17 protein-coding genes and 2 pseudogenes are annotated in these 22,618 nt (G+C 68.1%); 9 read left to right on the top strand and 10 right to left on the bottom strand.

Annotated elements, in window-relative coordinates:
- The first annotated feature begins 232 nt into the window (after positions 1 to 232).
- On the top strand, positions 233 to 2,827 hold the full coding sequence (mprF, locus tag DIE13_RS00475) for a bifunctional lysylphosphatidylglycerol flippase/synthetase MprF (RefSeq protein ID WP_124825308.1): 2,595 nt from the start codon (positions 233 to 235) through the stop codon (positions 2,825 to 2,827).
- The gene (locus DIE13_RS00470; protein ID WP_124825307.1) at positions 2,824 to 4,104 is read left to right on the top strand and encodes a virulence factor family protein; all 1,281 of its coding nucleotides are present in this window, start codon (positions 2,824 to 2,826) and stop codon (positions 4,102 to 4,104) included. The genes mprF and DIE13_RS00470 overlap by 4 nt, the downstream gene beginning before the upstream one ends.
- A gap of 75 nt (positions 4,105 to 4,179) precedes the next feature.
- Here DIE13_RS00470 and DIE13_RS00465 read toward each other — a convergent pair whose 3' ends face one another.
- The 5 genes and pseudogenes from DIE13_RS00465 to DIE13_RS00445 all read right to left on the bottom strand — a co-directional run.
- Positions 4,180 to 4,617, bottom strand: coding sequence for a DUF934 domain-containing protein (locus tag DIE13_RS00465; protein WP_124825306.1), 438 nt, complete (start codon positions 4,615 to 4,617; stop codon positions 4,180 to 4,182).
- Positions 4,614 to 6,398, bottom strand: a complete 1,785-nt coding sequence (locus DIE13_RS00460; protein ID WP_124825305.1) for a nitrite/sulfite reductase — start codon at positions 6,396 to 6,398, stop codon at positions 4,614 to 4,616. Before DIE13_RS00460 ends, DIE13_RS00465 begins: the two co-directional genes overlap by 4 nt.
- Positions 6,399 to 6,583: 185 nt before the next feature.
- A complete protein-coding gene (locus DIE13_RS00455) occupies positions 6,584 to 6,973 on the bottom strand; it encodes a hypothetical protein (RefSeq protein WP_124825304.1) in 390 nt (129 codons plus the stop codon).
- 101 nt (positions 6,974 to 7,074) lie between these two features.
- Positions 7,075 to 8,508: a PLP-dependent aminotransferase family protein gene (locus DIE13_RS00450; protein WP_124825303.1), complete on the bottom strand. Its 1,434-nt coding sequence runs from the start codon at positions 8,506 to 8,508 to the stop codon at positions 7,075 to 7,077.
- Positions 8,509 to 8,678: 170 nt separating this feature from the next.
- Positions 8,679 to 8,837: pseudogene (locus DIE13_RS00445) on the bottom strand (MFS transporter); the annotation flags it as partial.
- 145 nt (positions 8,838 to 8,982) lie between these two features.
- On the opposite strand from DIE13_RS00445, the gene DIE13_RS00440 reads away from it, so the two are divergent.
- Positions 8,983 to 10,185: an RNA-guided endonuclease TnpB family protein gene (locus DIE13_RS00440; RefSeq protein ID WP_124825302.1), complete on the top strand. Its 1,203-nt coding sequence runs from the start codon at positions 8,983 to 8,985 to the stop codon at positions 10,183 to 10,185.
- Positions 10,186 to 10,389: 204 nt separating this feature from the next.
- Here the strand turns inward: DIE13_RS00440 and DIE13_RS00435 are convergent.
- Positions 10,390 to 10,515, bottom strand: a pseudogene (locus DIE13_RS00435) (mannonate dehydratase); the annotation flags it as partial.
- Between the two features lie 153 nt (positions 10,516 to 10,668).
- A complete protein-coding gene (locus DIE13_RS00430) occupies positions 10,669 to 11,400 on the bottom strand; it encodes a GntR family transcriptional regulator (RefSeq protein ID WP_124825301.1) in 732 nt (243 codons plus the stop codon).
- A gap of 262 nt (positions 11,401 to 11,662) precedes the next feature.
- Between DIE13_RS00430 and DIE13_RS00425 the strand changes: the two genes are divergently transcribed.
- The 6 genes from DIE13_RS00425 (at position 11,663) to DIE13_RS00400 (ending at position 20,325) form a co-directional block, all read left to right on the top strand.
- Positions 11,663 to 12,976 carry an MFS transporter gene (locus DIE13_RS00425; protein WP_124825300.1) on the top strand — a complete coding sequence of 438 codons (1,314 nt, stop codon included), beginning with the start codon at positions 11,663 to 11,665 and terminating at the stop codon, positions 12,974 to 12,976.
- A 31-nt stretch (positions 12,977 to 13,007) separates the two neighbouring features.
- Positions 13,008 to 14,582 (top strand): UxaA family hydrolase, encoded by a 1,575-nt coding sequence (locus DIE13_RS00420; protein WP_124825299.1) that lies wholly within the window; start codon positions 13,008 to 13,010, stop codon positions 14,580 to 14,582.
- Positions 14,583 to 14,612: 30 nt separating this feature from the next.
- Complete coding sequence (locus tag DIE13_RS00415) at positions 14,613 to 15,545, top strand: dihydrodipicolinate synthase family protein (protein WP_124825298.1); 933 nt, start codon at positions 14,613 to 14,615, stop codon at positions 15,543 to 15,545.
- Between the two features lie 94 nt (positions 15,546 to 15,639).
- Positions 15,640 to 17,223, top strand: a complete 1,584-nt coding sequence (locus DIE13_RS00410; RefSeq protein ID WP_124825297.1) for an aldehyde dehydrogenase (NADP(+)) — start codon at positions 15,640 to 15,642, stop codon at positions 17,221 to 17,223.
- A gap of 196 nt (positions 17,224 to 17,419) precedes the next feature.
- Complete coding sequence (locus DIE13_RS00405) at positions 17,420 to 18,553, top strand: extracellular solute-binding protein (protein WP_124825296.1); 1,134 nt, start codon at positions 17,420 to 17,422, stop codon at positions 18,551 to 18,553.
- Entirely contained in the window at positions 18,550 to 20,325 is a 1,776-nt protein-coding gene (locus DIE13_RS00400; RefSeq protein ID WP_124825295.1) for a diguanylate cyclase domain-containing protein, read from the top strand. Before DIE13_RS00405 ends, DIE13_RS00400 begins: the two co-directional genes overlap by 4 nt.
- 114 nt (positions 20,326 to 20,439) lie before the next feature.
- Here the strand turns inward: DIE13_RS00400 and DIE13_RS00395 are convergent, their stop codons facing one another.
- The 3 genes from DIE13_RS00395 to DIE13_RS00385 form a co-directional block, all read right to left on the bottom strand.
- Positions 20,440 to 20,739 (bottom strand): DUF4148 domain-containing protein, encoded by a 300-nt coding sequence (locus DIE13_RS00395; RefSeq protein ID WP_124825294.1) that lies wholly within the window; start codon positions 20,737 to 20,739, stop codon positions 20,440 to 20,442.
- Between the two features lie 272 nt (positions 20,740 to 21,011).
- Positions 21,012 to 21,272: a hypothetical protein gene (locus DIE13_RS00390; protein WP_006760082.1), complete on the bottom strand. Its 261-nt coding sequence runs from the start codon at positions 21,270 to 21,272 to the stop codon at positions 21,012 to 21,014.
- A gap of 398 nt (positions 21,273 to 21,670) precedes the next feature.
- Complete coding sequence (locus DIE13_RS00385; RefSeq protein ID WP_124825293.1) at positions 21,671 to 22,519, bottom strand: sulfite exporter TauE/SafE family protein; 849 nt, start codon at positions 22,517 to 22,519, stop codon at positions 21,671 to 21,673.
- Positions 22,520 to 22,618: the final 99 nt, after the last annotated feature.

Below are 22,618 nucleotides of genomic sequence, written 5' to 3'. Positions count from 1 at the left end.
ATGCGCACCTTGCGCATGATTTCGATGCGCCGTTGATGCACCCGCCGCGCCCGAACGGCGTGGCCCGAGGTCGAAAGATTCTGTAATCTAAATTCCGTATACTTGTCGGCTTCGATTCTGATCCAGGCGCTGCCTGCCTCTGTCCCAGGCCGACCGCCCACGCAGAAAACCAGATTCGTCGCCGCCCGGCCCGCCGCGCCGCGACTCGCTATGCACCACCACTGAACAATCTATGTCTTCCCGCCACCCTGGTCCGCCCGGCCGTGCCGCGGCGGCGATCGCCCGTGTCTCGGCGCTGATCCGCAACGAGCGCGTGCTGTCGCCGCTGCTTGCGCTCGGCATCGGCCTGTTGCTGATCGTGGTTTTCCAGCACCTGTCCGAATCCGTCGATTACCGCTCGGTGATCCGCCAGCTGCGCCACATGGCGATCGGCGAATGGGGCGCGTCGCTCGCCGCGACGGCGCTCAGCTATCTCGCGCTCGTCGCCCGCGATGCGGTCGGCCTGCGTTACGTCGCCGCGAAAGTGCCGCGCGCCGCGCTGTGGATCGGCGCGATCGCCGGCTCCGCGCTCGGTAACGCGACCGGCTTCGGCGCGCTCACGGGCGGCGCGGTTCGCGCCCGCGTGTACGGCGTGTCGGGCGTCACGCCCGCACAGATCGGCCGGATGACCGTGTTTACCAGCGGCACGCTCGCGCTCGCGCTGGTGCTGATGACGGCAGTCGGCATGGTCTGCGTGCCGCAGACGCTCGCCGCGATGCTGCACGTCGCGCCCGGCGTGCTCACGTGGAGCGGCGCCGCGCTGCTGGTCTTGCTGGCCGTGATGGTCGCGATGTGCGGCAACACCGCGCGCCCGGTCGTCACGCGCTTCAAATGGCTGGCGTTCGACGTGCCCGCGCGGCGCGACCTCGTCGCGCAGGTGGTCTACGCGGTGATGGACGTCGTGGCCGCGGGCCTGACGCTGTGGGTATTGCTGCCCGCGGCGCCGGTCGGCTTTCCGACCTTCATTACCGTCTATGCGGCCGCGCTGCTGCTCGGGATGATCGGCCATACGCCGGGCGGGATCGGCGTGTTCGAAGCCGCGATGGTCTTCACGCTGGGCCGCGAAGTGCCCGCGCATGCGATGGTCGCCGCGCTGATCGCGTACCGCGCGATCTACTTCGGCGTGCCGCTCGTGCTGTCGGCCGGCTTGCTGGCCGCTTTCGAAGGGCGTGCGCTGCGGCGCCGGCTCGTGTCGCGGCAGGCCGCGCGCGTGTCGCAACTGGCGCCGCTGTTCCTGAGCCTCGTGACGTTCGCGGTCGGCGGGATGCTCGTGATCTCGAGCGCGACGCCCGCGTTCTGGCACCGGATCGCGATCCTGCGCAACATCGTGCCGCTGTGGGTGCTCGAAGGCTCTCAGGTGATCTGCAGCGTGCTGGGCGTCGCACTGCTGTTCGTCGCGCGCGGGCTGCTGCGCCGCCTGGACGGCGCATGGTGGATGACCTTCGCGCTGACGCTCGCGAGCCTCGCGCTGTCGCTGGCGAAGGGCCTCGCGTTCGTCGAAGCCGGCGTGCTCGGCACGCTGCTGGTGCTGCTGCTCGTCAGCCGCCGCCGTTTCAACCGTCATTCGTCGCTGCTCGCCGAGCGCTTCACGGTGAGCTGGTTCGTGTCGGTGACGATGGTGCTGGTCCTCGCGGTGTGGGTGCTGTGTTTCGCGTTCCGCGACGTGCCGTACACGCGCGATCTCTGGTCGCATTTCTCGTTCGACGCCCGCGCGCCGCGCGCACTGCGTGCGACGCTCGCCGCCGGCGTGTTCGTCGCGATGTTCGCGCTGTGGCAACTGCTGCGCCCCGCGCCGGGCCGGTTCGTGAAGCCCGTCGCGCAGGACCTGCTCGACGCCGAGCAGATCATCCGCGCGCAGGAATGCAGCGATGCGGGCCTCGCGCTGATGGGTGACAAGTCGTTCCTGTTTTCCGAGTCGCGCCGCGCGTTCCTGATGTATGCGAAATACGGCCGCACGTGGGCCGCACTGCACGACCCGGTCGGCCCGCGTGACGAATGGCCGGCCCTGATCGGCAAGTTCATCGCGCTCGCGCATGCGCACAGCGGTCGCGCCGCGTTCTACCAGGTGCGCGCGAACGCGCTGCCGCTGTATCTCGACGCGGGGCTCACGCTGATGAAGCTCGGCGAGGAAGCGCACATCGCGCTCGACCGGTTCGACCTGAAGGGCTCGAATCGTTCGCACCTGCGCTATGCGCTGCGTCGCGGCGACAAGGACGCGCTGACCGTCGAGGTGATCGCGCCGTCCGACGTGCCGGCTGCGCTGCCGGCGCTGCGCGACATCTCCGACGGCTGGCTCGACAGCCGCGACGCGCGCGAGAAGAGCTTCTCGGTGGCCGCGTTCCACGACGGCTATCTCGCGACGCAGTCGGTGATGCTCGTGCGCCAGGCCGACAAGCCGATTGCGTTCGTCACGTTCATGACGACCGACCTGAACACCGAGGCCACCGTCGGTGTGATGCGCCATCTGCCGGAAGCGTCGCCGTACGCGATGGAGTATCTGTTCACGCAGCTCGCGCTGCATCTGAAGGAAGCGGGTTTCCGCAAGCTGAGCCTGGGCATCGCGCCGTTCTCGGGGATGGGGGCGGCGAAGATGCCGTCGCCGTGGCACCGGCTCGGCCTGATGGTCTGGCGCTTCGGCGGCCGCTTCTACAACTTCCGTGGCTTGCGTGCATTCAAGAGCAAGTTCGAGCCGCACTGGGAGCCGCGCTATCTCGCGGCCTCGGGCTCGGTCGGCGTGTTCGTCACGCTCGCGGATCTGTCCCTGCTGGCTGGAGGTCGGCGTTCATGATGTTGAAGAAGATTATCGCGCAGGCGGCACTCGTCTGCGCGGGGATGATGCTGGCCGGCGCCGCGTGCGCAGCGCAGCCGGCCGCAATGAAGGCGCAAACCGTGTCCGGCGGCCGCTACGGGCCCGTGACCGTGACGAAGCCGAACGGGCCGCTGCGCGGCTTCGTCGTGTTGTTCTCGCGTGAAGCCGGCTGGAATGCGGCCGATCAGCAGGCCGCCGACGCGCTCGCGAAAGTGGGTGCGATGACGGTCGGCGTGGATTCGGAGCGCTATGCGGCGAACCTCGCCGCGAAGCAGGAAACCTGTCATCACCTTGACGGCGACGCCGAAGCGGTCAGCCACCAGCTCGAACGTCTCGCGCAGTCGTCGCGTTACTACGCGCCGATCGTGGCGGGCGTGGGCCAGGGCGGCGCGATCGCGAAGCAGATCCTGTCGATGGCGCCGGAAAACACGATTGCCGGCGTCGTGTCGGTTGACCCGTCCGTGAAGCTCGATGCGCGCTTCAAGCCGTGCCCGCCCGATTCGACGATCGTGCGCCGCGCGATGCCGGGCTTCGTCGAAACGGCCGCGGCAGGCGACACCACGAAGCTCGTGTCGCTCGTTACCGCGCACCTGCACGACACCAGCGCGAGCGACGAGCTCGACGTGTCGGACCTGCCGCTCGTCGAGCTGCCGGCCAAGGGCGGCAGCGACCGGCTCGCGATCGTGATCTCGGGCGACGGCGGCTGGCGCGATCTCGACAAGACGATCGCCGAGGCGCTGCAGCGCGACGGCGTGTCGGTGGTCGGCATCGACAGCCTGCGCTACTTCTGGAGCGAGCGGCCGCCCGCACAGGTGAGCCGCGACCTGGCGCGCGTGATGCGCACCTACATGGCGCGCTGGCATGCGGACCGGGTGGCGCTGGTCGGCTACTCGTTCGGCGCCGACGTGATGCCGTTCGCATACAACCGGTTGCCGGCCGACCTGCGCGACAAAGTCTCGGTGATGTCGCTGCTCGGCTTCGCACCGGCGGCCGATTTCCAGATCCGCGTGACGGGCTGGCTCGGGATGCCCGCGAGCGACAAGGCGCTGAAGGTCGCGCCGGAAATGGCGAAAGTGCCGCCGCAGCTCGTGCAGTGTTTCTACGGCGCGGAAGAGAAGGACACAATGTGCCCGGCGCTCGTGAACACCGGCGTCGACGTGATCAAGACGGGGGGCGACCACCACTTCGGCCACGACTACATCGCGCTCGAGAAGAAGATTCTTGGCGCGTTCGGCAAGCCGGTGGTTGCGCGCTGAACGCCGGCGCCCGCTTCGCGGCGGGCGCGGTGCATGAGGTTCATCGAACGGGCGGCCTGCGGGCCGCCCGTTGTCCTATGTCGTGGCGTCCTGCCGCGGCACCGTTCCTCTCGCGTCGCGCTGATAGAAGCCCGGAAACCGGTCGAGTTGCCGGCGCGCGGCCGCGATGTCGGTGTCGCCGCCGAGCACCGCGCTCGAAAACCCGGTGCGCTCCATCAGCAGCAACTGGTCGATCAGCACGTCGCCCGTCGCGCGCAGGTCGCCGGTGAAGCCGAAGCGCTTGCGCAGCAGGTACGCCTGACTGTAAGCGCGGCCGTCGGTGAAGGACGGGAAATGCAGGTCGATGCGCGCGGCCTGCGCGATTCGTGCGGCGAGCGGCGGCAGTTCCTCGTCGTTGCCGATCGTCAGGACGTTCGGCGTCGCGGTGTCGGGCATGCCCGTGTCGCCGGCGTGCTCGGCAGGCGTCAGCAGCCGGATGCGGGCGTTCGCGTCGTGGTCGTCGGTTGGTTTCATGCGTGCTCCGTCTGGTGACGCGCGTCGTTCGCGGCCGCCTTGAAGGGTTCCGCGCCGATGCGGCGCACCGTGTCGATGAATGGCTCGGCGTGACCGTCGGCGTCGAGCCGGGCATCGAGATACGCGTTGACGAGCGCATCCACGACATCGACGATTTCTTCCGCCGAAAACGACGGGCCGATCACCTTGCCCGGCCGCGCAGGGCCGCTCGCGCTCGAGCCGTCCGAGCCGCCGAGCGTCACCTGGTACCACTCGGCGCCGTCCTTGTCGACGCCGAGAATGCCGATGTGCCCGCTGTGATGGTGGCCGCACGAGTTGATGCAGCCGCTGATGTGCAGGTCGATGTCGCCGACGTCATGCAGCGTGTCGAGATCCTGGAACCGTTCGGCGATCGCATCGGCGATCGGGATCGAGCGGGCGTTCGCGAGCGCGCAGAAGTCGCCGCCGGGGCACGCGATCATGTCGGTCAGCAGTCCGACGTTCGCACTGGCCAGACCGACGGCGCGCGCGTGCTCCCACAGCAGGAACAGGTCGTCGACGTGCACCCACGGCAGCACTGCGTTCTGCGCATGCGTGACGCGCGCCTCGCCGGCCGAGAAGCGCTCGGCGAGGTCGGCGAGCGCGTCGAGCTGCTCCGGCGACGCGTCGCCGGGCGCTTGCACGCGGCGCTTGAACGACAGCGTGACGATGCGCAGCGCCGGGTCGCGGTGCGCGGCCACATTGCGCGCGAGCCAGCGCGCGAACGCCGGATGGCGAGTGGCGTGCGCGGCCATGCGCGTGTCGGCGTCCTTCAGGTCGAGCGTGCGCGGCTTGAGGCGCGGCGGCACGAAAGACGCCGCGATCCGCTCGAACTCGGCCTGCGGGATCGTGTGCGGGCCGCCGTCGAGCTCGACGATCTGGCGGAACTCTTCCTCGACGTCGTCGATATAGCGCTGCCCCTCGGTCTTCACGAGGATCTTGATGCGCGCCTTGTACTTGTTGTCGCGCCGTCCGTAGCGGTTATACACGCGCACGATCGCCTCGATGTAGTTCATCACGTGCTGCCACGGCAGGAACGTGCGCAGCAGCGTCGCGATCATCGGCGTGCGTCCCATGCCGCCGCCGACGCTCACGCGGAAACCGAGTTCGCCCGCGTCGTTGCGCACGAGCTTCAGCCCGACGTCGTGCCAGTCGGTGGCCGCGCGGTCTTCGGTTGCGCCCGTGATCGCGATCTTGAACTTGCGCGGCAGGAACGCGAATTCCGGATGCAGCGTCGTCCACTGACGCATCACCTCGGCGAACGGCCGCGGATCGGCGATCTCGTCCGGCGCGACGCCCGCGCGTTCGTCGCACGAGATATTGCGGATGCAGTTGCCGCTCGTCTGGATCCCGTGCATGTCGACGGTCGCGAGCAGGTCCATCACGTCAGCGGCCTTCGCGAGCGGAATCCAGTTGAATTGCACGTTGGTACGGGTCGTGAAGTGGGCGTTGCGGGTCGGCAGGCGCAGCGTGCCGAGCAGCGCCTGCGCGTCGCAGGCGGCGCGATAGGTGGCGTCGTCGGGCACGTCGTAGTCGCGTGCGATCCGCGCGAGCACGCGCAGCTGTGCGCTCGACAGTTCGCCGTACGGCACGGCGACGCGCAGCATCGGCGCATGGCGCTGCACGTACCAGCCGTTCTGCAGCCGCAACGGCCGGAACGCGTCCTCGCTCAGCGTGCCGTGCTGCCAGCGTTCGAGCTGGTCGCGGAACTGGGCGGCGCGGCTGTGCACGAGCGCCCGGTCGAAATCGGTATATCGGTACATGACGTGATACGCGAGATGAGCGGCGGCGCACGGGGCGTGCGCCACTCGACAGGGAAGGTTGCGACGGTTGTCGGGCAACCGGAGACAGCGTAGGGAACGCCGGGCGGCGGGACAAGCAGCAGATCGGGACGAAAAGGGCGCAGCAGATTGGCCGGCGCAAACGGGCGAGCATGCCCGCGGCGGGTTCAGGCGTCGACGACGAGTGCCGGATCGAGCGCGCGGATGCGTTGGTCGATGAAGTAGCCGCCGCCTTCCTGGTAACGCAGGTACAGCCGGCCGCACGATACGCAGCGGCTGACGTTGCAGCGGTTGTACGGGAAATGACGCAGCGCGATCGGCGCGTCGTCCGACGCATAGCGCGTGCCGGCGGGATGATATTCGTCGTAGACCGGCTCGGCCTCGCCGGGCGGCGCGAGCGTGGCCACTTCGGTCAGTTGCGAGTCCGGCAGCGACAGCGGCAGGGTGGTCCAGCTGGCGAGCGATGTTTTCGTGCACGTGCACGGCTGCGTGACGTGTGCCGCTTCGGCCGCCAGTTTCAGCAACGCGTCGCGATCGAGGTAGGGCAGTTGGCTCATGGGAAATCGTGAAGGAGCGGCGGGATCCGCAATGTAACCCGCGCGCGGCTTCGCTGCAGGGACGTGATGCCGGCGGCGCGCAGCTTGCGCACGATGCGCGATCAGCCCGGCTTGCGCACCGTCGGTTCGGCGACCAGCTCACCGAGCACGCGGATCGCGCGTTCGAGGTCGCGGCTCCACGGATGGCCGAAGTTCACGCGCACGCAGCGCTCGAACCCGTGCGCGGCGGAGAAGAGCGGCCCCGGTGCGAAGCTGATGCCGCGCGCGATCGCCTCGCGGTGCAGCGCCATCGCGTCGATCGCGTCGGGAAAAGACAGCCACAGGAAATACCCGCCGTCCGGCCGCACCCATTCGACGCCCGCCGGCAGCCAGCGCCGCAGCGCGTCGTCCATGCGTGCGAGCTGCGTTTGCAGCGCGCCGCGCAGCTTGCGCAGGTGGCGGTCGTAGCCGCCGTGCTCCAGGTAGTTCGCGATGCCGGCCTGCGCGGGAATGCTCGCCGACAGCGTCGTCATGAGCTTGAGCCGCTGCACCTTTTCCGCGAAACGGCCGGCGGCAGCCCAGCCGATCCGGTAGCCGGGCGCGAGCGTCTTCGAGAACGAACTGCAGTGCATCACGAGCCCGTGGCGGTCGAACGCGCGCGCGGGCAACGGGTAGTCGGGGCCGTAATGGAGTTCGCCGTACACGTCGTCCTCGATCAGCGGCACGCCGCGCGCGGCCAGCATGTCCACCAGCGTGCGCTTCTTGTCGACGGAGAGCGTGACGCCGGTCGGATTCTGGAAATTGGTCATGAACCAGCACGCGCGGATGTCGTGTCGCTCGAGGGCGTTTGCGAGCGCGTCGAGATCGAGGCCCGTGCGCGGATCGACGGGAATCTCGACCGCGCGCAGGTCGAGCCGTTCGATCGCCTGCAGCGCCGCGTAGAAGCCGGGCGATTCGACGGCCACGACGTCGCCCGGCCGCGTGACGGCCATCAGGCACAGGTTCAGCGCTTCGAGTGCGCCGTTCGTGACGACGATCTCGTCGACGGGCTGCGCGACGCCGGTCGCGAGATAGCGTCGCGCGATCTGCTGGCGCAACGCCTCGTTGCCGGGCGGCAGGTCGACGACGGTGCTCCACGGGCTCACGAGCCGCGTCGCCTGTGCGAGCGATTTCGCGAGGCGCGGCAGCGGAAACAGCTGTGGCGACGGGAACGCGGAACCGAGCGGCACGATGCCGGGCTGCGTGGCGGCATCGAGCACCGAGAACACGAGATCGCTGATGTCGACCTTGCGCGTGGCGCCGGCGCGGGTCGCGCGGCGTTTCGCGGGTGGGGTCGCGTCGGGGACGGCGCCCGGCGCGACGTAGTAGCCGGAGCGTTCCCGTGCGCGGATCAGCCCCCACTGCTCGAGCAGGTAGTACGCGCGGAACACGGTCGACTGGCTCACGCCATGCTGCGCGATGATCTGCCGCAACGACGGCAGGCGCGTGCCGACCGCGAGGTTGCCGTTGCGGATTTCGTCGGCGATCGTATGGGCTAGGGTTTCGTAGCGTTTCATCGGCGCGGGCGGGAACACGTCGCCGCCGCGCGCGGGCCGGTGCGGCGCCGCGCCGGCGGGCGCGGGTCATTGTCCGACGAGCGGCCCGAAAAGGAAAGCGCGACGGCCGCGATCACGCGTGCTTGCGCGGCACGTCAGGTACTTCCCGCGCTTTCGACGCCTGCGCGGCATCAGGCCGCGTTCGGCTCCGCGTTGCGTCCGTTCGCGCCGTGACGGAGTGGCGGCAGCGGTTCGACCTTGCCGACGACGAACAGGTACGACAGCGCGCCGACCACGCACAGTGCGCCGGCAACCGCGAGCGGCACGACGAACGAGCCCTTCGTGATCGACGGGATCTCGGCCGCTTCGCCGCCGCCCAGCATCAACCGCACGCCGACGAACTGCGCGAGTCCGCGCGGCGCCGGTTGCGACGGTAAACACCGACCGCGTCGAATGGCTTGACTCTCGCTTGTAGGCCGAACATACAATGGCCCGATGCAACGACTCCGGGCGTTCAAGTTCGAACTGACGCCAAACGGCGAGCAGCAGTGCAATATGTGCGGCTTCGCCGGGGCATGCCGTTTCGTTTTCAACAAGGCGCTGGCGTTGCAGAAGGAGAACTACGAGACGGACGACAAGTTCATCGGGTATGTCACGATGGCAAAGCACCTGACGGCATGGCGTAACGGCACGGAAACGCCTTGGCTCAAAGATGCCCCGGTGCATCCGCTCCAACACGCGCTCAAGGATCTGGAGCGAGCGTACAAGAACTTCTTCGCCAAGCGTGCGGCTTTCCCGCGCTTTAAGAAGAAGGGGCATGGCGACAGCTTCCGCTACCCGGACTCGAAGCAGATCAAGCTCGATCAGGTCGGCAACCGCATCTTTCTGCCCAAGCTTGGCTGGCTCCGTTATCGCAACAGCCGGGATGTGTTGGGCGAAGTACGTAATGCAACCGTGTCGCGACACGCAGGCAAATGGTTCGTGTCGATTCAGACCTCGCGTGAAGTCGCGCAACCGGTGCCACAGGCCACCAGCGCGATCGGCATCGACCTGGGCATCGCACGGTTTGCCACGCTGAGCGACGGAAGCTTTCTCGCGCCGCTCAACAGCTTCAAGCGGCACAAGGCCAGGCTGCGTCGTGCGCAGCGGGCAATGAGCCGAAAGGTCAAGTTCAGCCGCAACTGGAAGAAGGCAAAGGCGCGCATCCAGCGTATCCATGCCCGCATCGGCAACGCTCGCCGCGACTACCTGCACAAAGCTACGACCACGATCAGCCAAAACCACGCGATGGTGTGCATCGAGGACTTGCAGGTGCGCAATATGTCGAGATCGGCGGCCGGCAATTCCGATGCCCCGGGCAGAAACGTTCAGGCCAAGTCCGGTCTCAACAAAGCCATCCTCGATCAGGGTTGGTTCGAATTTCGTCGTCAACTGGACTACAAGCTGGCGTGGCATGGCGGTTGGCTCGTCGCAGTGCCTGCGGCGAATACGAGTCGGACGTGCCCGGCCTGCGAATATGTGAGTATCGAGAACCGGCAGACGCAGGCCGTATTTCGCTGTGTCGGGTGCGGGCATGAGGACCATGCCGATGTGGTCGGTGCGATCAACATACTGGCGCGGGGACACCGCGTTGCAGCCTGTGGAGAGTCGGTGCAGTCGGGCCGCTCCGTGAAGCAGGAACCCGCCGATCCGATCTGAAATAAGCATCATCGCTTCAGACGCGGTAGGAATCCATCGCCTTCAGGCGGCGGAGGATGTCAAGACGTTGGCCAGGAAGCACATCAGGATCATGGTCCATCGGATGCGTGGTATGGAAGTCTCCACGCGGAATGTCGTGACGGGCGACCGGCGATCCGCTGGGCCGGCTGCCTCGGGAGGGGCGGTTTATCGCGCCGCTTGCGTTTGCACGGGCGCCTCGACGTCGTTCTGCGAGCCCGAGCACAGCGTCAGCCCGTTCGCGGGCGTGTCGACGATGCACAGGATCCGCGCGAGATCGTCGCGGTTCTTCACGATGCCGGGCAGCCCGAAGTTCCGGCGATGCGCGCGCACCTGTCGCGCGTGATTGCCGAGTTCACCCAGGCCTGGCGCTAGCCCGGGGGTTCGCCGTCCCGGGAAGCCGTTTGTCGTCCGGATGTCGGGCCGCGGAAGGCGGGCGCTTCATCGGCGTGCCCGGCGCGCGTGTCAGGTCCCCTCGAACAGCGCGACATTGGCGTCGTACGCACGCTGCTGCCGCGCGTAGGCGTCGTCGAGGTGCTCGTGCAGCGCGCGCTCGGCCGCGTCGGCATCGTGACATTCGAGCGCGTCGAGCAGCTTCTGGTGTTGCGCGAGCGTGACTTCGCCGACGACCGGGTCGCGCACGGTCACGTGCCGCACGCGATCGATCGGTGCGCGCACGAACTCGACGAGCTGCTGCACACGCGGCAGCCGTGCGGCCGCGCTGACGGTCGCATGGAACGCGTTGTCGCAGGCGATCGCGGCGACCGCGTTGCCGCGCGCGATTGCGCGCCGGTGGGCTTCCTGGATGTCGTGCAGCTGCTCGAGCTCGCGCGCGCTGATGACCTCGGCCGCGCGGCGGATGGCGGCGGTTTCCAGCACCTTGCGGATCAATGCGCTCTCGGCGAACTGTTCGCGTTTCACCGGCGCGACGAAGGTGCCCGACTGCGCGGCAATCAATACGAGCTCCTCGCGCGCAAGCTGCAGCAGCGCCTCGCGCACGGGCGTGCGCGACACGCCGAGCGCGTCGGCGATCGCGCGCTCATAGATCACGTCGTTCGGGTGCAGCGTCATCGTCACGATCGCGTCGCGCAACAGCGCGTGAATCTGCGCGGACAGCGCCTGCGAGCGGTCCAGCGCGAAGTCCGCGGGGATCAGGCGGGCGATGAAAGTGTCCTGGACGGTGGGTTCTGACTTCATAAATCGGCAAGAGGGTGGCAGGTAGCCGGCACGCGGTCGCGTCGCACTCCGGTGCGGGCCGGCGCGGGCCGGTCGATCAGTATATTAGTGCACGAATCATTTCCGGGATGTCGCGCCGCAAATCAGCCGCTCGGCTCGAACCGGTCAGCGGGTTTACCCCGGTGACGCCGCCCGAGTGCATCTCTATAATGGCCAACTAATATATTAGTTGGCCATCGCGAAGGAAAAAGCAGGCCGACGATCATCCCCACTGGAGACAGGCATGCATATCGAAGACTCAGCCGGACCCCGCCAGACGGTCCATGCCCCGGCCGCCGCGCCGACTGCCGTGCGCTGGCGGATTTTCTGGCTGCTGCTGTTGCTGTCGTCGATCAATTACATCGATCGCGCGTCGCTGTCGGTCGCGCTGCCGATCATCTCGACCGAATTCAGCCTGTCGCCGGCGATGGAGGGCGTGCTGCTGAGCGCGTTCTTCTGGACCTACGCGCTGATGCAGATTCCGAGCGGGCTGCTGGTCGACCGCTTCAAGGCGCGCACGATCGTCGGCCTTGCCACGATCGCGTGGGGGGCGTGCCAGGCCGTCGCGGCCGTCTGCTTCAGCTGGGTGCCGCTGCTGCTGACGCGGCTCGGGCTCGGCATCGCCGAGTCGCCGATCATGCCGGCCGGCGCGAAGCTCGCGGGCACGTGGCTCACGCCGTCCGAGCGCGGCCGCGGCGCGGCGCTGCTCGACGGCGGCGCGCCGCTCGGCTCGGCCTGCGGCGCGATCATCATCACCGCGCTGATCGCGGGCCTCGGTTCGTGGCGGCTGGCGTTCGTCGTCGCGGGCGTGGGCACGATCGTGGTCGGCATCGGCGCGTGGTGGTACATCCGCAATCATCCGTCCGAACATGCTGGCGTGAATGCGGCCGAACTGGAGCACGTGAGCGCGCATGCGGCCGCGGCGGGCACCGGCGAGCCGAAGGCGCGCGTGCCGTTCCGCGAACTGCTGCGCGACCGTTCCGTGCTGTTCATGTTCGCGAGCTGGGCCTGCTACAACAGCGTGTTCTACGGGTTGATGACGTGGATGCCGAGCTACCTGCACAAGGCGCACGGCTTCGACCTGAAGCAGATGGGCGGCGCGACTTTCATCATCTTCATGTGCGGCTTCGTCGGCGAGTTGTTCGGCGGCTGGGTTGCCGACAAGTGGCGCGCGGCCGGCGGCGCACCGAACCGCGTGATGCGCTCGATGTTCTCGGTCGCGGGCTTCGCGTCCGCCGCGGCGATTCTCGCCGTGAGCTTCGCGACGGGGCTCGTCAGCGTCGTCGTGCTGCTGTCGATCGCGTTGTTCTTCATCCGCTGGTGCGGGATGTTCTGGGGCGTGCCCGCGACGCTCGGCGGCCAGTCCCGCGCGGGCCTGCTGGCCGGTGCGATGAACTTCGGCGGCAACATCGTCGGCGTCATCGTGCCGATCCTGATCGGCCTCATCGTGCAATTCACCGGCACCTATTTCCTCGCGCTGATGTTCTTCGTCGTGGCCGCGTTCGGCCTGGCAGTTTGCGCGAGCCTCATCGACTATCGCGATCGCGGCCTCGACTGATGCCCGTCGCCTGATCCAACCGGAAACCACCATGTCGTCCCTTTCCATCGAAACCCGGCCGGCGCCCGCCGCGCCGCGCGCGCGCACGATCCGGCTCCATCCCGCCGACGACGTCGTCGTCGCCGTCGAGCAACTCGTGGGCGGCACGCTCATCGACGACGAAGGCGTGACCGTCGCCGGGCTGATCCCGGCCGGCCACAAGATCGCGACGCGCGCGATCGCGGCCGGCGCACCCGTGCATCGCTACGGCCAGATCATCGGCTTCGCGAGCCAGTCGATCCGGCCCGGCCAGCACGTTCATACGCACAACCTCGACATGGGCGAGTTCGCGCGGGACTACGCGTTCGGCGCGGGTGCGTGTGCAACCGATTTCGTGCCGGACGCGCAGCGTGCGACCTTCGACGGCATCGTGCGCGAGGACGGTCGCGTCGGGACGCGAAATTACATCGGCATCCTGACTTCCGTGAATTGCTCGGCGACAGTGGCGCGCGCGATCGCCGATCATTTCCGCCGGGACATCCATCCGGAGGCGCTCGCGGCGTATCCGAACGTCGACGGCGTCGTCGCGCTGACGCATGGCGTCGGCTGCGCGGTCGACCCGGACGGCGAGGCGCTCGCGATCCTGCAGCGCACGCTCGGCGGCTATGCGTGCCACCCGAATTTCGCGGCGGTGCTCATGATCGGTCTCGGTTGCGAAACCAACCAGATCCCGCGCCTGCTCGAGACGCAGGGGCTGGCCGAACACGCGCGGTTGCGCACCTTCACGATCCAGGACAGCGGCGGCACCCGCAAGACGATCGAGAAGGGCATCGCGCTCGTCGAGTCGATGCTCGCCGCCGCGAACGAGGTGCGGCGCGAGCCGGTAAGCGCGAGCCACCTGACGGTCGGTCTGCAGTGCGGCGGCTCCGACGGCTATTCGGGCATTACCGCGAATCCGGTGCTCGGCGCGGCGGTCGACCTGCTGGTGCGGCACGGGGGCACGGCGATCCTGTCCGAGACGCCGGAGATCTACGGCGCCGAGCATCTGCTCACGCGCCGCGCGGTGTCGCGCGACGTGGGCGAGAAGCTCGTCGCGCGCATCCGCTGGTGGGAGGACTACTGCGCGCGCCATCACGCATCGATGAACAACAATCCGTCGGCCGGCAACAAGGCGGGCGGGCTCACGACCGTGCTGGAGAAATCGCTCGGCGGCATCGCGAAGGCCGGCAGCACGAATCTCGTCGAAGTCTACGAGTATGCGATGCCGGTGCGCGCGAACGGGCTCGTGTTCATGGACACGCCCGGCTACGACCCGATCTCCGCGACCGGCCAGGTCGCGGGCGGCGCGAACCTGATCTGCTTCACGACGGGGCGGGGCTCCGCGTACGGGTGCGCGCCGACGCCGTCGCTGAAGCTCGCGACCAACAGCGCGCTGTGGCGCAGGCAGGCCGACGACATCGACCTGAACTGCGGCGACGTGCTCGACGGCGGCGTGCGCATCGATGCGCTCGGCGCGACGCTGTTCCGGATGATGCTCGATGCGGCCTCGGGCCGCCCGACGCGCAGCGAACTGCACGGCTACGGACAGAACGAGTTCGTACCCTGGCAGATCGGCGCCATTACCTGACCTCACCTTTCGCAGCAAGGAGTTTCACCCATGCAATCGAGTCTTTCAGCCGCCGGCTATCGCGGCGTGTTTCCGGTCGTCCCGACGATCTTCGCGGACGACGGCCGCCTCGACCTCGACGGGCAGCGCCGCTGCGTCGATTTCATGATCGACGCGGGCTCGGACGGCCTGTGCGTGCTCGCGAATTTCTCCGAGCAGTTCTCGCTGGCCGACGACGAGCGCGACGCGGTGATGCACTGCGTGCTGGAGCACGTGGCGGGCCGGGTGCCCATGATCGTCACGACGTCGCATTTCGGCACGACCGTCTGCGCGCAGCGCAGCCGTCGCGCGCAGGACGCCGGGGCCGCGATGGTGATGGTGATGCCGCCCTATCACGGTGCGACGTTCCGCGCGAGCGAGACGGCGATCGTCGAGTTCTTCCGCACCGTGTCCGATGCGATCGACATCCCGATCATGATCCAGGACGCACCGGCGAGCGGCACGCACTTGTCCGCCGCGCTGCTCGCGCGGATGGCCATCGAGATTCCGAACGTGTCGTACTTCAAGATCGAGGTGCCGCAGGCGGCCGCGAAGCTGCGCGAACTGATCGCGCTCGGCGGCGACGCGATCGTGGGGCCCTGGGACGGCGAAGAGGCGATCACGCTGATGGCCGATCTGGAGGCCGGTGCGACGGGGGCGATGACGGGCGGCGCCTACCCGGACGGCATTCGCGCGATCCTCGACGCATGGGGGGCCGGCGACGCCGCCGAAGCGGAGCGGCGGTACCAGCGCTGGCTGCCGTTGATCAATCACGAGAACCGGCAGGGCGGCATCGCGACCGCGAAGGCGCTGATGAAGGCCGGCGGCGTGATCGCGTCGGACGCCGTGCGTCATCCGCTGCCGGCGATGCATCCGGCCACGCGCGAAAGCCTGTTGCGGATCGCACGACCGCTCGACCCGCTCGTGCTGCGCTGGGGCCGTTGAGGCTGCCGCGTATGCCGATGCTGCCCGACGGCCGGCATGCCGGGGCGGCATGCCTTATCGATTCAACGATTCAACGATTCACCGAGGACGATTCATGCATATTTCCTGCGCTTCCCTGATCGGCCGGCACGACGTTGTCGGCGCGGCCGGGTTCCAGGCGATCGATCCGGCCAGCGGCGCCGCACTCGATCCCGTGTTCGGCCGTGCGTCGGCGCAGGACGTCGACGCGGCGTGCACGCTGGCGGCACAAGCGTTCGACGACTATCGCAACCGCACGCTCGATGCGCGCGCAACCTTTCTCGACACCATCGCCGATCGTTTGTTGGCGCTCGGCGACACGCTGATCGCGCGCTGTGTTGCGGAAAGCGGCTTGCCGCGCGCGCGGATCGAAGGCGAGCGCGCCCGCACGGTCGCGCAACTGCGGATGTTCGCGCAGGTCGTGCGGGACGGCGCGTTCCTCGGCGCGCGCATCGACCCCGCGCAACCGGAACGTCAGCCGTCGCCGCGCGCGGACCTGCGTCTGCAGAACGTCGCGCTCGGCCCGGTCGCCGTGTTCGGCGCGAGCAATTTCCCGCTGGCTTTTTCGGTGGCGGGCGGCGACACCGCGTCGGCGCTTGCAGCCGGCTGCCCCGTGGTGGTGAAGGCGCATCCCGCGCATCCCGGCACGTCGGCGCTGGCGGGGCATGCGATCCGGGAGGCCGTCGACGCATGCGGGATGCCGGACGGTACGTTCTCGCTGTTGTTCGACGATGGCCACGACGTCGGCGCGGCGCTCGTGCGTCATCCGCGGATCCAGGCGGTGGGTTTCACGGGGTCGCGTGCGGGCGGTGTCGCGCTGATGACGCTGGCCGCCGCGCGGCCGCAGCCGATTCCCGTGTACGCGGAGATGAGCAGCGTGAATCCGGTGCTGTTGTTTCCACATGCGCTCGACGCGCGTGCGGAAGCGATCGGCCGCGCGTTCGCCGCGTCGCTGACGCTCGGCACCGGCCAGTTCTGCACGAACCCGGGGTTGATTCTGGGCATCGACGGTCCGGCGCTGCGGCGCTTCGAGGCGGCCGCCGCCGCGACGCTGGCCGACCTTCCCGCGGCCGCGATGCTGACGCCGGGCATTCATGCCGCATACGATTCGGCGGTCGAGCGGCTCGCGAACCATGCCGCCGTCGAACGGCTGGCGTGTGGCGCGGCGCGCGGCGACATCCGTCATGCGGGCCGCGCGGCGCTGTTCGCGACGCGGGCGGAGTATTTCGCGCGACACGCAGAATTGCACGACGAGGTGTTCGGCCCCGCGTCGCTCGTCGTGCGGTGCCCGAGTCTCGACGCGATGCACGCACTCGTCGAACGGCTCGATGGGCAACTTACGGCAGCCCTGCATCTGGACGAGCGCGATCGCGATGCGGCACGCGCATTCATGCCGCTGCTCGAGCGTCGCGCCGGACGGATCCTCGTGAACGGCTTCGGTACGGGCGTCGAAGTCGCGCATGCGATGGTGCACGGCGGGCCGTATCCGGCGACGTCGGACGGCCGCTCCACGTCGGTCGGCAGCGCCGCGATCGGCCGTTTCCTGCGGCCTGTCTGCTACCAGGACGTTCCCGACGGGTTGTTGCCCGACGCGCTGCGTGACGGCAATCCGCTGAACGTGCCGCGGAGCATCGACGGGGGCCTCGGCATGCGGGCATGACCGCATGCGTTGCCGGTCACGCGGAATGCATTCGCGGCACGGCCGCGCGGCGCAGGCTTTCATCTGACGATTCGATGCGCGCAACCGGCGGCCGTCGCCCGGACGCGTGCGTTCGTGCGACTTGTGCCAATTGCGTCCGCGAGCGTTTTATGGTCTCGTTTCACGATCTCGCATCGGCTCGAAAAAGGACAGTCGAATGCAGCCGGGGAATAAGGACGGGGAGCCATCGATCAGAGGAATCGGCGCGCGTCGGCGTGTGCGCCGTGTCTTGCGTCGGCTGTTCGTCGTCGTGGCGCTGGGCGCGTTCTGCGTGCCGGCGCTGGCAGCGTCCGCGGCGTCGGCCGGCATGGCCGCCGACAGCATACTGCGTGTGCTCGCGTGGCCCGGCTATGCGGACCAGGATGTGGTCGATGCATTCGAGACGCAATTTCATGTGCATGTGGAAGTCACGTTCGTCGATTCCGACGAGGCGCTCTGGACGCATCTGCACAGTGCGTCTCCGCCGCCGTACGACGTGCTCGCGGCCAACACGGCGGAGATCCAGCGTTATGCGCGTGAAGGCCTGCTCGCGCCGATCGACCTGTCGCGTATCCCGAACCGCCGGCGGCAACTGCCTAATTTCCGGCATGTCGCGGCGATCGGCGGCCTCGTGTACGACGGCCTGACGTACGGGATTCCGTTCACGTATTCGTCGATGGGCCTCATCTACGATCGCAAGCAGGTAGCGGACACGCCGCGCTCGATGCTTGAATTGTGGAATCCCCGCTACCGCGGCAGGGTGCTCGACTTCAACAGCGCGCAGCACAACTTCTCGTTCACCGCGCTCGCGCTCGGCTATCCCGATCCGTTCCGCCTGTCGCACGCGCAGACGCTGACCGTCGCGCACAAGCTCATCGACCTGCGTCGCAATCTGCTTACGTATTACACGCTTCCCGAAGAGGCGACCGCGCTGTTCGTCCAGCATCACGCGGCATTGATGTTCGGCAACTACGGTACGCAGCAGGTCGAACTGCTGCGTCGCGCCGGCGTGGATGTCGGCTACGTGATTCCGGACGAGGGCGCGCTCGCGTGGCTCGACTGCTGGGCCGTCACACGCGGTGCGGAGCGTCGCGAACTCGCGTTCGCGTGGATCAACTACATGCTCGAACCGGCGATCGGCGCGTTGCTGACCGAACGCCAGGGGCTCGCGAACACGCTCGAACCGCCCCCCGGTCTCGCGGCCGGGCATCCGCATCTCGTGTGGATTCAGCCGGTCGAGGACATCGCGCGGCGCGAGTCGCTGTGGAGCCGCATCGTGTCGGGCGATCGCCCGGAGCGATTCGAAAAATGATCCGGCTCGGGCTCACGTCGAAATTGTCCGTGCTGTTCGCGTGCATCGGCGTGATCGCGTCCGGCACGACAGGCTACTACGCGTATCGCGCGAACCGGACGATGCTCGTGGACGAAGCGCAGCACAGCCTGCTGATGTCGACGCAACTGCTCGGGCAACGTTTCACGACGGCACTGGCCGACGTCGCCGACGACGCGCTCGTGCTTGCGCAGTTGCCGTCGTCGCCGCTCGTCGCGCGCGACGAAAACGCGGATCGCGGGCCGCGCACGCGGCTCGAGCAGGTGTACTACAGCTTCATGAGGAACCACCCCGAATACCTGCGGATCCGCCTGATAGCGAGCGGACATTTCGGGCTGGAGCGCATCCGCGTCGATCGCGACACGCGCGGCGTCGTCGTGTTGCCCGAAAGCGCGTTCCAGGAGAAGGGGCAGTTTTCCTACGTGTTCGATACGCTCGCGACCGCACCCGGTCATATCTACCTGTCGCCGATCGTCATCAATCACGAGACCGGTTCGCATGCGGCCGAAGGGCTGCCGATCCTGCGCGTGGGAACGCCGGTCGTCGATAGGTCCGGCCGGATCGTCGGTGCGCTGATCGTCGACGTCGCGTTGTCGCGCATGTTCGACCGGCTCGAGCGCGATTTGCCGCAGGACTACGCGGTGTATCTCGCGAACGAATGGGGCGATTTCCTCGTGCATCCCGATCCGTCGCAGACGTTCGGCTTCGATCGCGGGCGGCGCGTGCTGATGCAGGACAGCTTTGGCGTGACGCGCACGCTGTTTGCCGGCCTGGACACGCACGTGACGCTCAACGGCCTCCGGCAGCCCGACGAGGCGCCGGGCCAGATGTTTGCGTTCGTGCGCACGCCGTTCGGCAAAAACGAGGGCAATCGCTTCGTCGTGCTCGGGATGGCGCGTCCGCTCGCCGACGTGCTGACGCCGGCCGGGATCCTCGGCGACAGGATCATCCGGATGGTGCTCATCTCCAGCGTGATGGCGGTGATCCTGGCGATCCTGTTCGCGCGCGCGATCACGCGGCCGCTGCAGATGCTCGCGCGCGTCGCGACGCACGTGTTCGACGATCCGGCCGCCGAACGGCTGCCCGTTGCGCGGTCGGACGAGATCGGCGTGCTCGCACGCTGTTTCGACAGCATGCGTGTCGAGATCCGCACGCAGGTCGCGATGCTGCGCGCGAAGCAGCAGGAACTCACGCACCTCGCCGGCCACGATCCGCTGACGGCGCTGCCCAATCGGCTGCTCTTCATGGAGCATCTCGACGCGGCGATCCGGCATGCGGCCGCGGTGCGGCAGGGGCTGGCCGTGATGTTCGTCGACCTCGACCGCTTCAAGCAGATCAACGATCAGCACGGACACGCGGCCGGCGACCGGGCGCTCGTCGCCGTCGCGAAACGGCTGAGCCAGGTGCTGCGCAGCGGCGACATGGCCGCGCGGCTTGGCGGCGACGAATTCATCGTGCTGATTTCCGATGTGCGCTCGTCCGCGGCGATCGGCGATATCGCGTCGCGCATCCAGCTCGTGATGGCCGAGGAGCTCGAATTCGGCGACCGGCACGTGGCCGTCGGCGCAAGCATCGGCGTCAGCGAGTATCCGGCCGACGGCGCATCGGCCGAGGAACTGCTCGTCAAGGCCGATGCGGCGATGTATGCGGCGAAGGCATCCGCACAACGCGCGTGCGTGCGTTATCAGGAGCTGTTGGGTGGCAGGCTCGGCACGGAATCGGACGGCCGGATTGCATCCGGCGGCGCCGGCTGACGGAGTTGGCGGCTGACGGTTGCGCCGGCCGGCGGCGCAAACGCGACGAGCCCGTCGCGGGACGGGCTCGTCGATGGGCGCGAGCCGCGCGCGACACGCGCGGCGGCGGCAGGCTTAGTGGCCGAAGTAGACCGAGTCGCGGGCGTTCTGCACCTTGACGGCAGGCGCGCCGCCCCGGACGACCGGGGCCGGCTGCGCGCCGTAGCCGGTGGCGTCTGCGCCATGCACGCGGTCTTGCGCAGCCTGGATGTCGGCCGGGTAGTACGGGCTCGACTGGCTCGGCTTGTAGCCGGCGTTTTCGAGCTGGACGAGTTCGTTGCGCACCTGGGCGCGAGTCACGGTGCTTTGCGCGAATGCGCCGAACGAGGCGGACAGGGCAACAGCGGCGACGACTGCGGAAACGAGCGATTTCATGATGACCTCCGATGTTTTATTGACTTCGCCGTCGACACCATGTCGTAAGCGATTGATTACATCGTAGGCTTCGGTGGACCTAGGGTAAACGTGCATTCCAGCGAAAGATCATTGCGGGCGAGGCAACAATATCAGGATAAGCTCGGTCTGGCCCCAGTCGCTATTGCGGGATCTGCAAGCGAAGGGCGGGAAGGCGGCGATCCGCCGTGCACGGGCGGACGCCCGGCGGCGGGGCGCCGGTAAACGGGGCGGGACCGGGGGTTGGCGCGGGATCAGACGCCGTCGGCGTCGTCGATTTCCTTGCGCTCGCGGCGTTCCTCGTTGCCGCGGCGCGCGCGCAGGCGCTGGCGCGACAGGACTGCGATCACCTGCTGGGTCGGCGCGCCGGACGGCAATTCGTTGCGGATGCGATCGGGCACCATCGGCAGGCCCGCACGCTGCCGGCGCAGTGCCTTCGCGATCGCACGGCGGCATTCGTCCCCGTGGCAATCCCATTCATCGCGGATTCTCTGGCAATAACGGCATTGTTCCATCCGGACAGTCTAACGCGTCTTGGGGAACGTGGCGGGGAGCGAGGGCGGAGGGGCTGGGATAACAGGGGCGGCGCGCTCGGGGAAGCGCGCCGGCGAACGTCGTGGCGAAAACTTCGTCGTGCTCACGTTACTTGAGCGACCAGATCCCCCAGATGGCAATCAGCAAACCGAGACCGAACCCGCAGCCCAGCAACACCCATGTGTCCATTTCGCGCCTTTGAAGAACGTGCCGTCGCCGACGGGGTGTCGGCCGGCAAGCAGCAATGTCGATACCGGACGCCGGCCCGTTCTCTCGGAGTCGGGCGCGGTGCGTCAGGTCCGCGAATACTACGCTTCGGAGCTTTCAGAACGCATGCGCGATTTCTTGCAGTCGGGGAGCAGGGGCGGCGTCGCCGGCGTCATTTCTTGCCGGCGTGCCCGTTGTCCATCTGCGCGGCGGGCGGTGCCGCGTGCCGGAAGATGCCGGACTTCCAGATCATCTGTGACGCGGCGACCAGCACGAACAACAGCACGACGGTCCGGAAGATACGCGGCGACATCCGGTCCCGCAGGGGCCGAACGAGCCACATGCCGGCGATGGCCGGCAGGCTGGCCATCGCGGAAACCGCGAGGTCGGCGCCGCTCGCGTGCGTGACACCGCCGAATGTCGTGATCAGCGTGACGATCGACACCACGAGGATGATCGCGATCTGCTTCGTGAAGGCCCGGCCGGTCGCGCCGGACGAAATCAGGTAGGTGGCGAGCAGCGGCCCCGGTACCGACGCGATACTCTCCATCAGCGCCGCGCCGAACCCGAGCGCGAATCCGACGGGCTTCTGCCACGCGGGCGGCAGGTTGAGCTTCGGCGCGCTCAGCATCAGCGTCGCGGCGACGATCAGCAGCGCGCCCGACGCGGCCTGCGCGTGCCCGGCGTTCAGCGAAAGGAGGATGGCGACCCCGACGACGTTGCCGATCACGGTACCCACGATCGGCGCGGCGATCTTGCGGGCGGTGGCCAGCACTTCGCCGCCTTCGAGCGCTTGAGGGATGTTGCCGAGAATGATCGGCATGGACAGCAGCAGCACCGCATGCCGGATCGGCAGGAACTGGCTGAGGATCGGCATCGCGACCAGCGGCACGCCGATGCCGGTGATCCCCTTGACCATGCCGCCGAGCAGCAGCGCGACGGCGATGCCGGCGAGATCGAGCAGCGCAAGCCCGTGCAGGCTGGAAACCAGCACACCTTCAGTCAGATCGAGATGGGTCATCGGAAGCGGGTCGAGACATAACCGGCGGCGGGCGCGATCGAGCGCACTCGCTGCCGGCGCGTGCGGCTCGGCACGCAGTTGTTGTCGGGTTGGGAGTCG

Origin of the sequence: Burkholderia sp. Bp9016, assembly GCF_003857765.1 — a bacterium.
Taxonomy (GTDB): domain Bacteria; phylum Pseudomonadota; class Gammaproteobacteria; order Burkholderiales; family Burkholderiaceae; genus Burkholderia.
Note: the sequence above shows the minus strand (reverse complement) of the source record. Positions and strands in the feature narration are given on the sequence as shown.

What these genes read in the sequence shown, in the direction of transcription:
- DIE13_RS00395 (WP_124825294.1), bottom strand. Translation starts at nt 20,739, where the DNA reads ATGAAATCGCTCGTTTCCGCAGTCGTCGCCGCTGTTGCCCTGTCCGCC.
- DIE13_RS00385 (WP_124825293.1), bottom strand. Translation starts at nt 22,519, where the DNA reads ATGACCCATCTCGATCTGACTGAAGGTGTGCTGGTTTCCAGCCTGCAC.
- DIE13_RS00460 (WP_124825305.1), bottom strand. Translation starts at nt 6,398, where the DNA reads ATGTACCGATATACCGATTTCGACCGGGCGCTCGTGCACAGCCGCGCC.
- DIE13_RS00390 (WP_006760082.1), bottom strand. Translation starts at nt 21,272, where the DNA reads ATGGAACAATGCCGTTATTGCCAGAGAATCCGCGATGAATGGGATTGC.
- DIE13_RS00405 (WP_124825296.1), top strand. Translation starts at nt 17,420, where the DNA reads ATGCAGCCGGGGAATAAGGACGGGGAGCCATCGATCAGAGGAATCGGC.
- DIE13_RS00450 (WP_124825303.1), bottom strand. Translation starts at nt 8,508, where the DNA reads ATGAAACGCTACGAAACCCTAGCCCATACGATCGCCGACGAAATCCGC.
- DIE13_RS00415 (WP_124825298.1), top strand. Translation starts at nt 14,613, where the DNA reads ATGCAATCGAGTCTTTCAGCCGCCGGCTATCGCGGCGTGTTTCCGGTC.
- DIE13_RS00400 (WP_124825295.1), top strand. Translation starts at nt 18,550, where the DNA reads ATGATCCGGCTCGGGCTCACGTCGAAATTGTCCGTGCTGTTCGCGTGC.
- DIE13_RS00455 (WP_124825304.1), bottom strand. Translation starts at nt 6,973, where the DNA reads ATGAGCCAACTGCCCTACCTCGATCGCGACGCGTTGCTGAAACTGGCG.
- DIE13_RS00470 (WP_124825307.1), top strand. Translation starts at nt 2,824, where the DNA reads ATGATGTTGAAGAAGATTATCGCGCAGGCGGCACTCGTCTGCGCGGGG.
- DIE13_RS00410 (WP_124825297.1), top strand. Translation starts at nt 15,640, where the DNA reads ATGCATATTTCCTGCGCTTCCCTGATCGGCCGGCACGACGTTGTCGGC.
- DIE13_RS00420 (WP_124825299.1), top strand. Translation starts at nt 13,008, where the DNA reads ATGTCGTCCCTTTCCATCGAAACCCGGCCGGCGCCCGCCGCGCCGCGC.
- DIE13_RS00430 (WP_124825301.1), bottom strand. Translation starts at nt 11,400, where the DNA reads ATGAAGTCAGAACCCACCGTCCAGGACACTTTCATCGCCCGCCTGATC.
- DIE13_RS00440 (WP_124825302.1), top strand. Translation starts at nt 8,983, where the DNA reads ATGCAACGACTCCGGGCGTTCAAGTTCGAACTGACGCCAAACGGCGAG.
- DIE13_RS00425 (WP_124825300.1), top strand. Translation starts at nt 11,663, where the DNA reads ATGCATATCGAAGACTCAGCCGGACCCCGCCAGACGGTCCATGCCCCG.
- DIE13_RS00465 (WP_124825306.1), bottom strand. Translation starts at nt 4,617, where the DNA reads ATGAAACCAACCGACGACCACGACGCGAACGCCCGCATCCGGCTGCTG.
- mprF (WP_124825308.1), top strand. Translation starts at nt 233, where the DNA reads ATGTCTTCCCGCCACCCTGGTCCGCCCGGCCGTGCCGCGGCGGCGATC.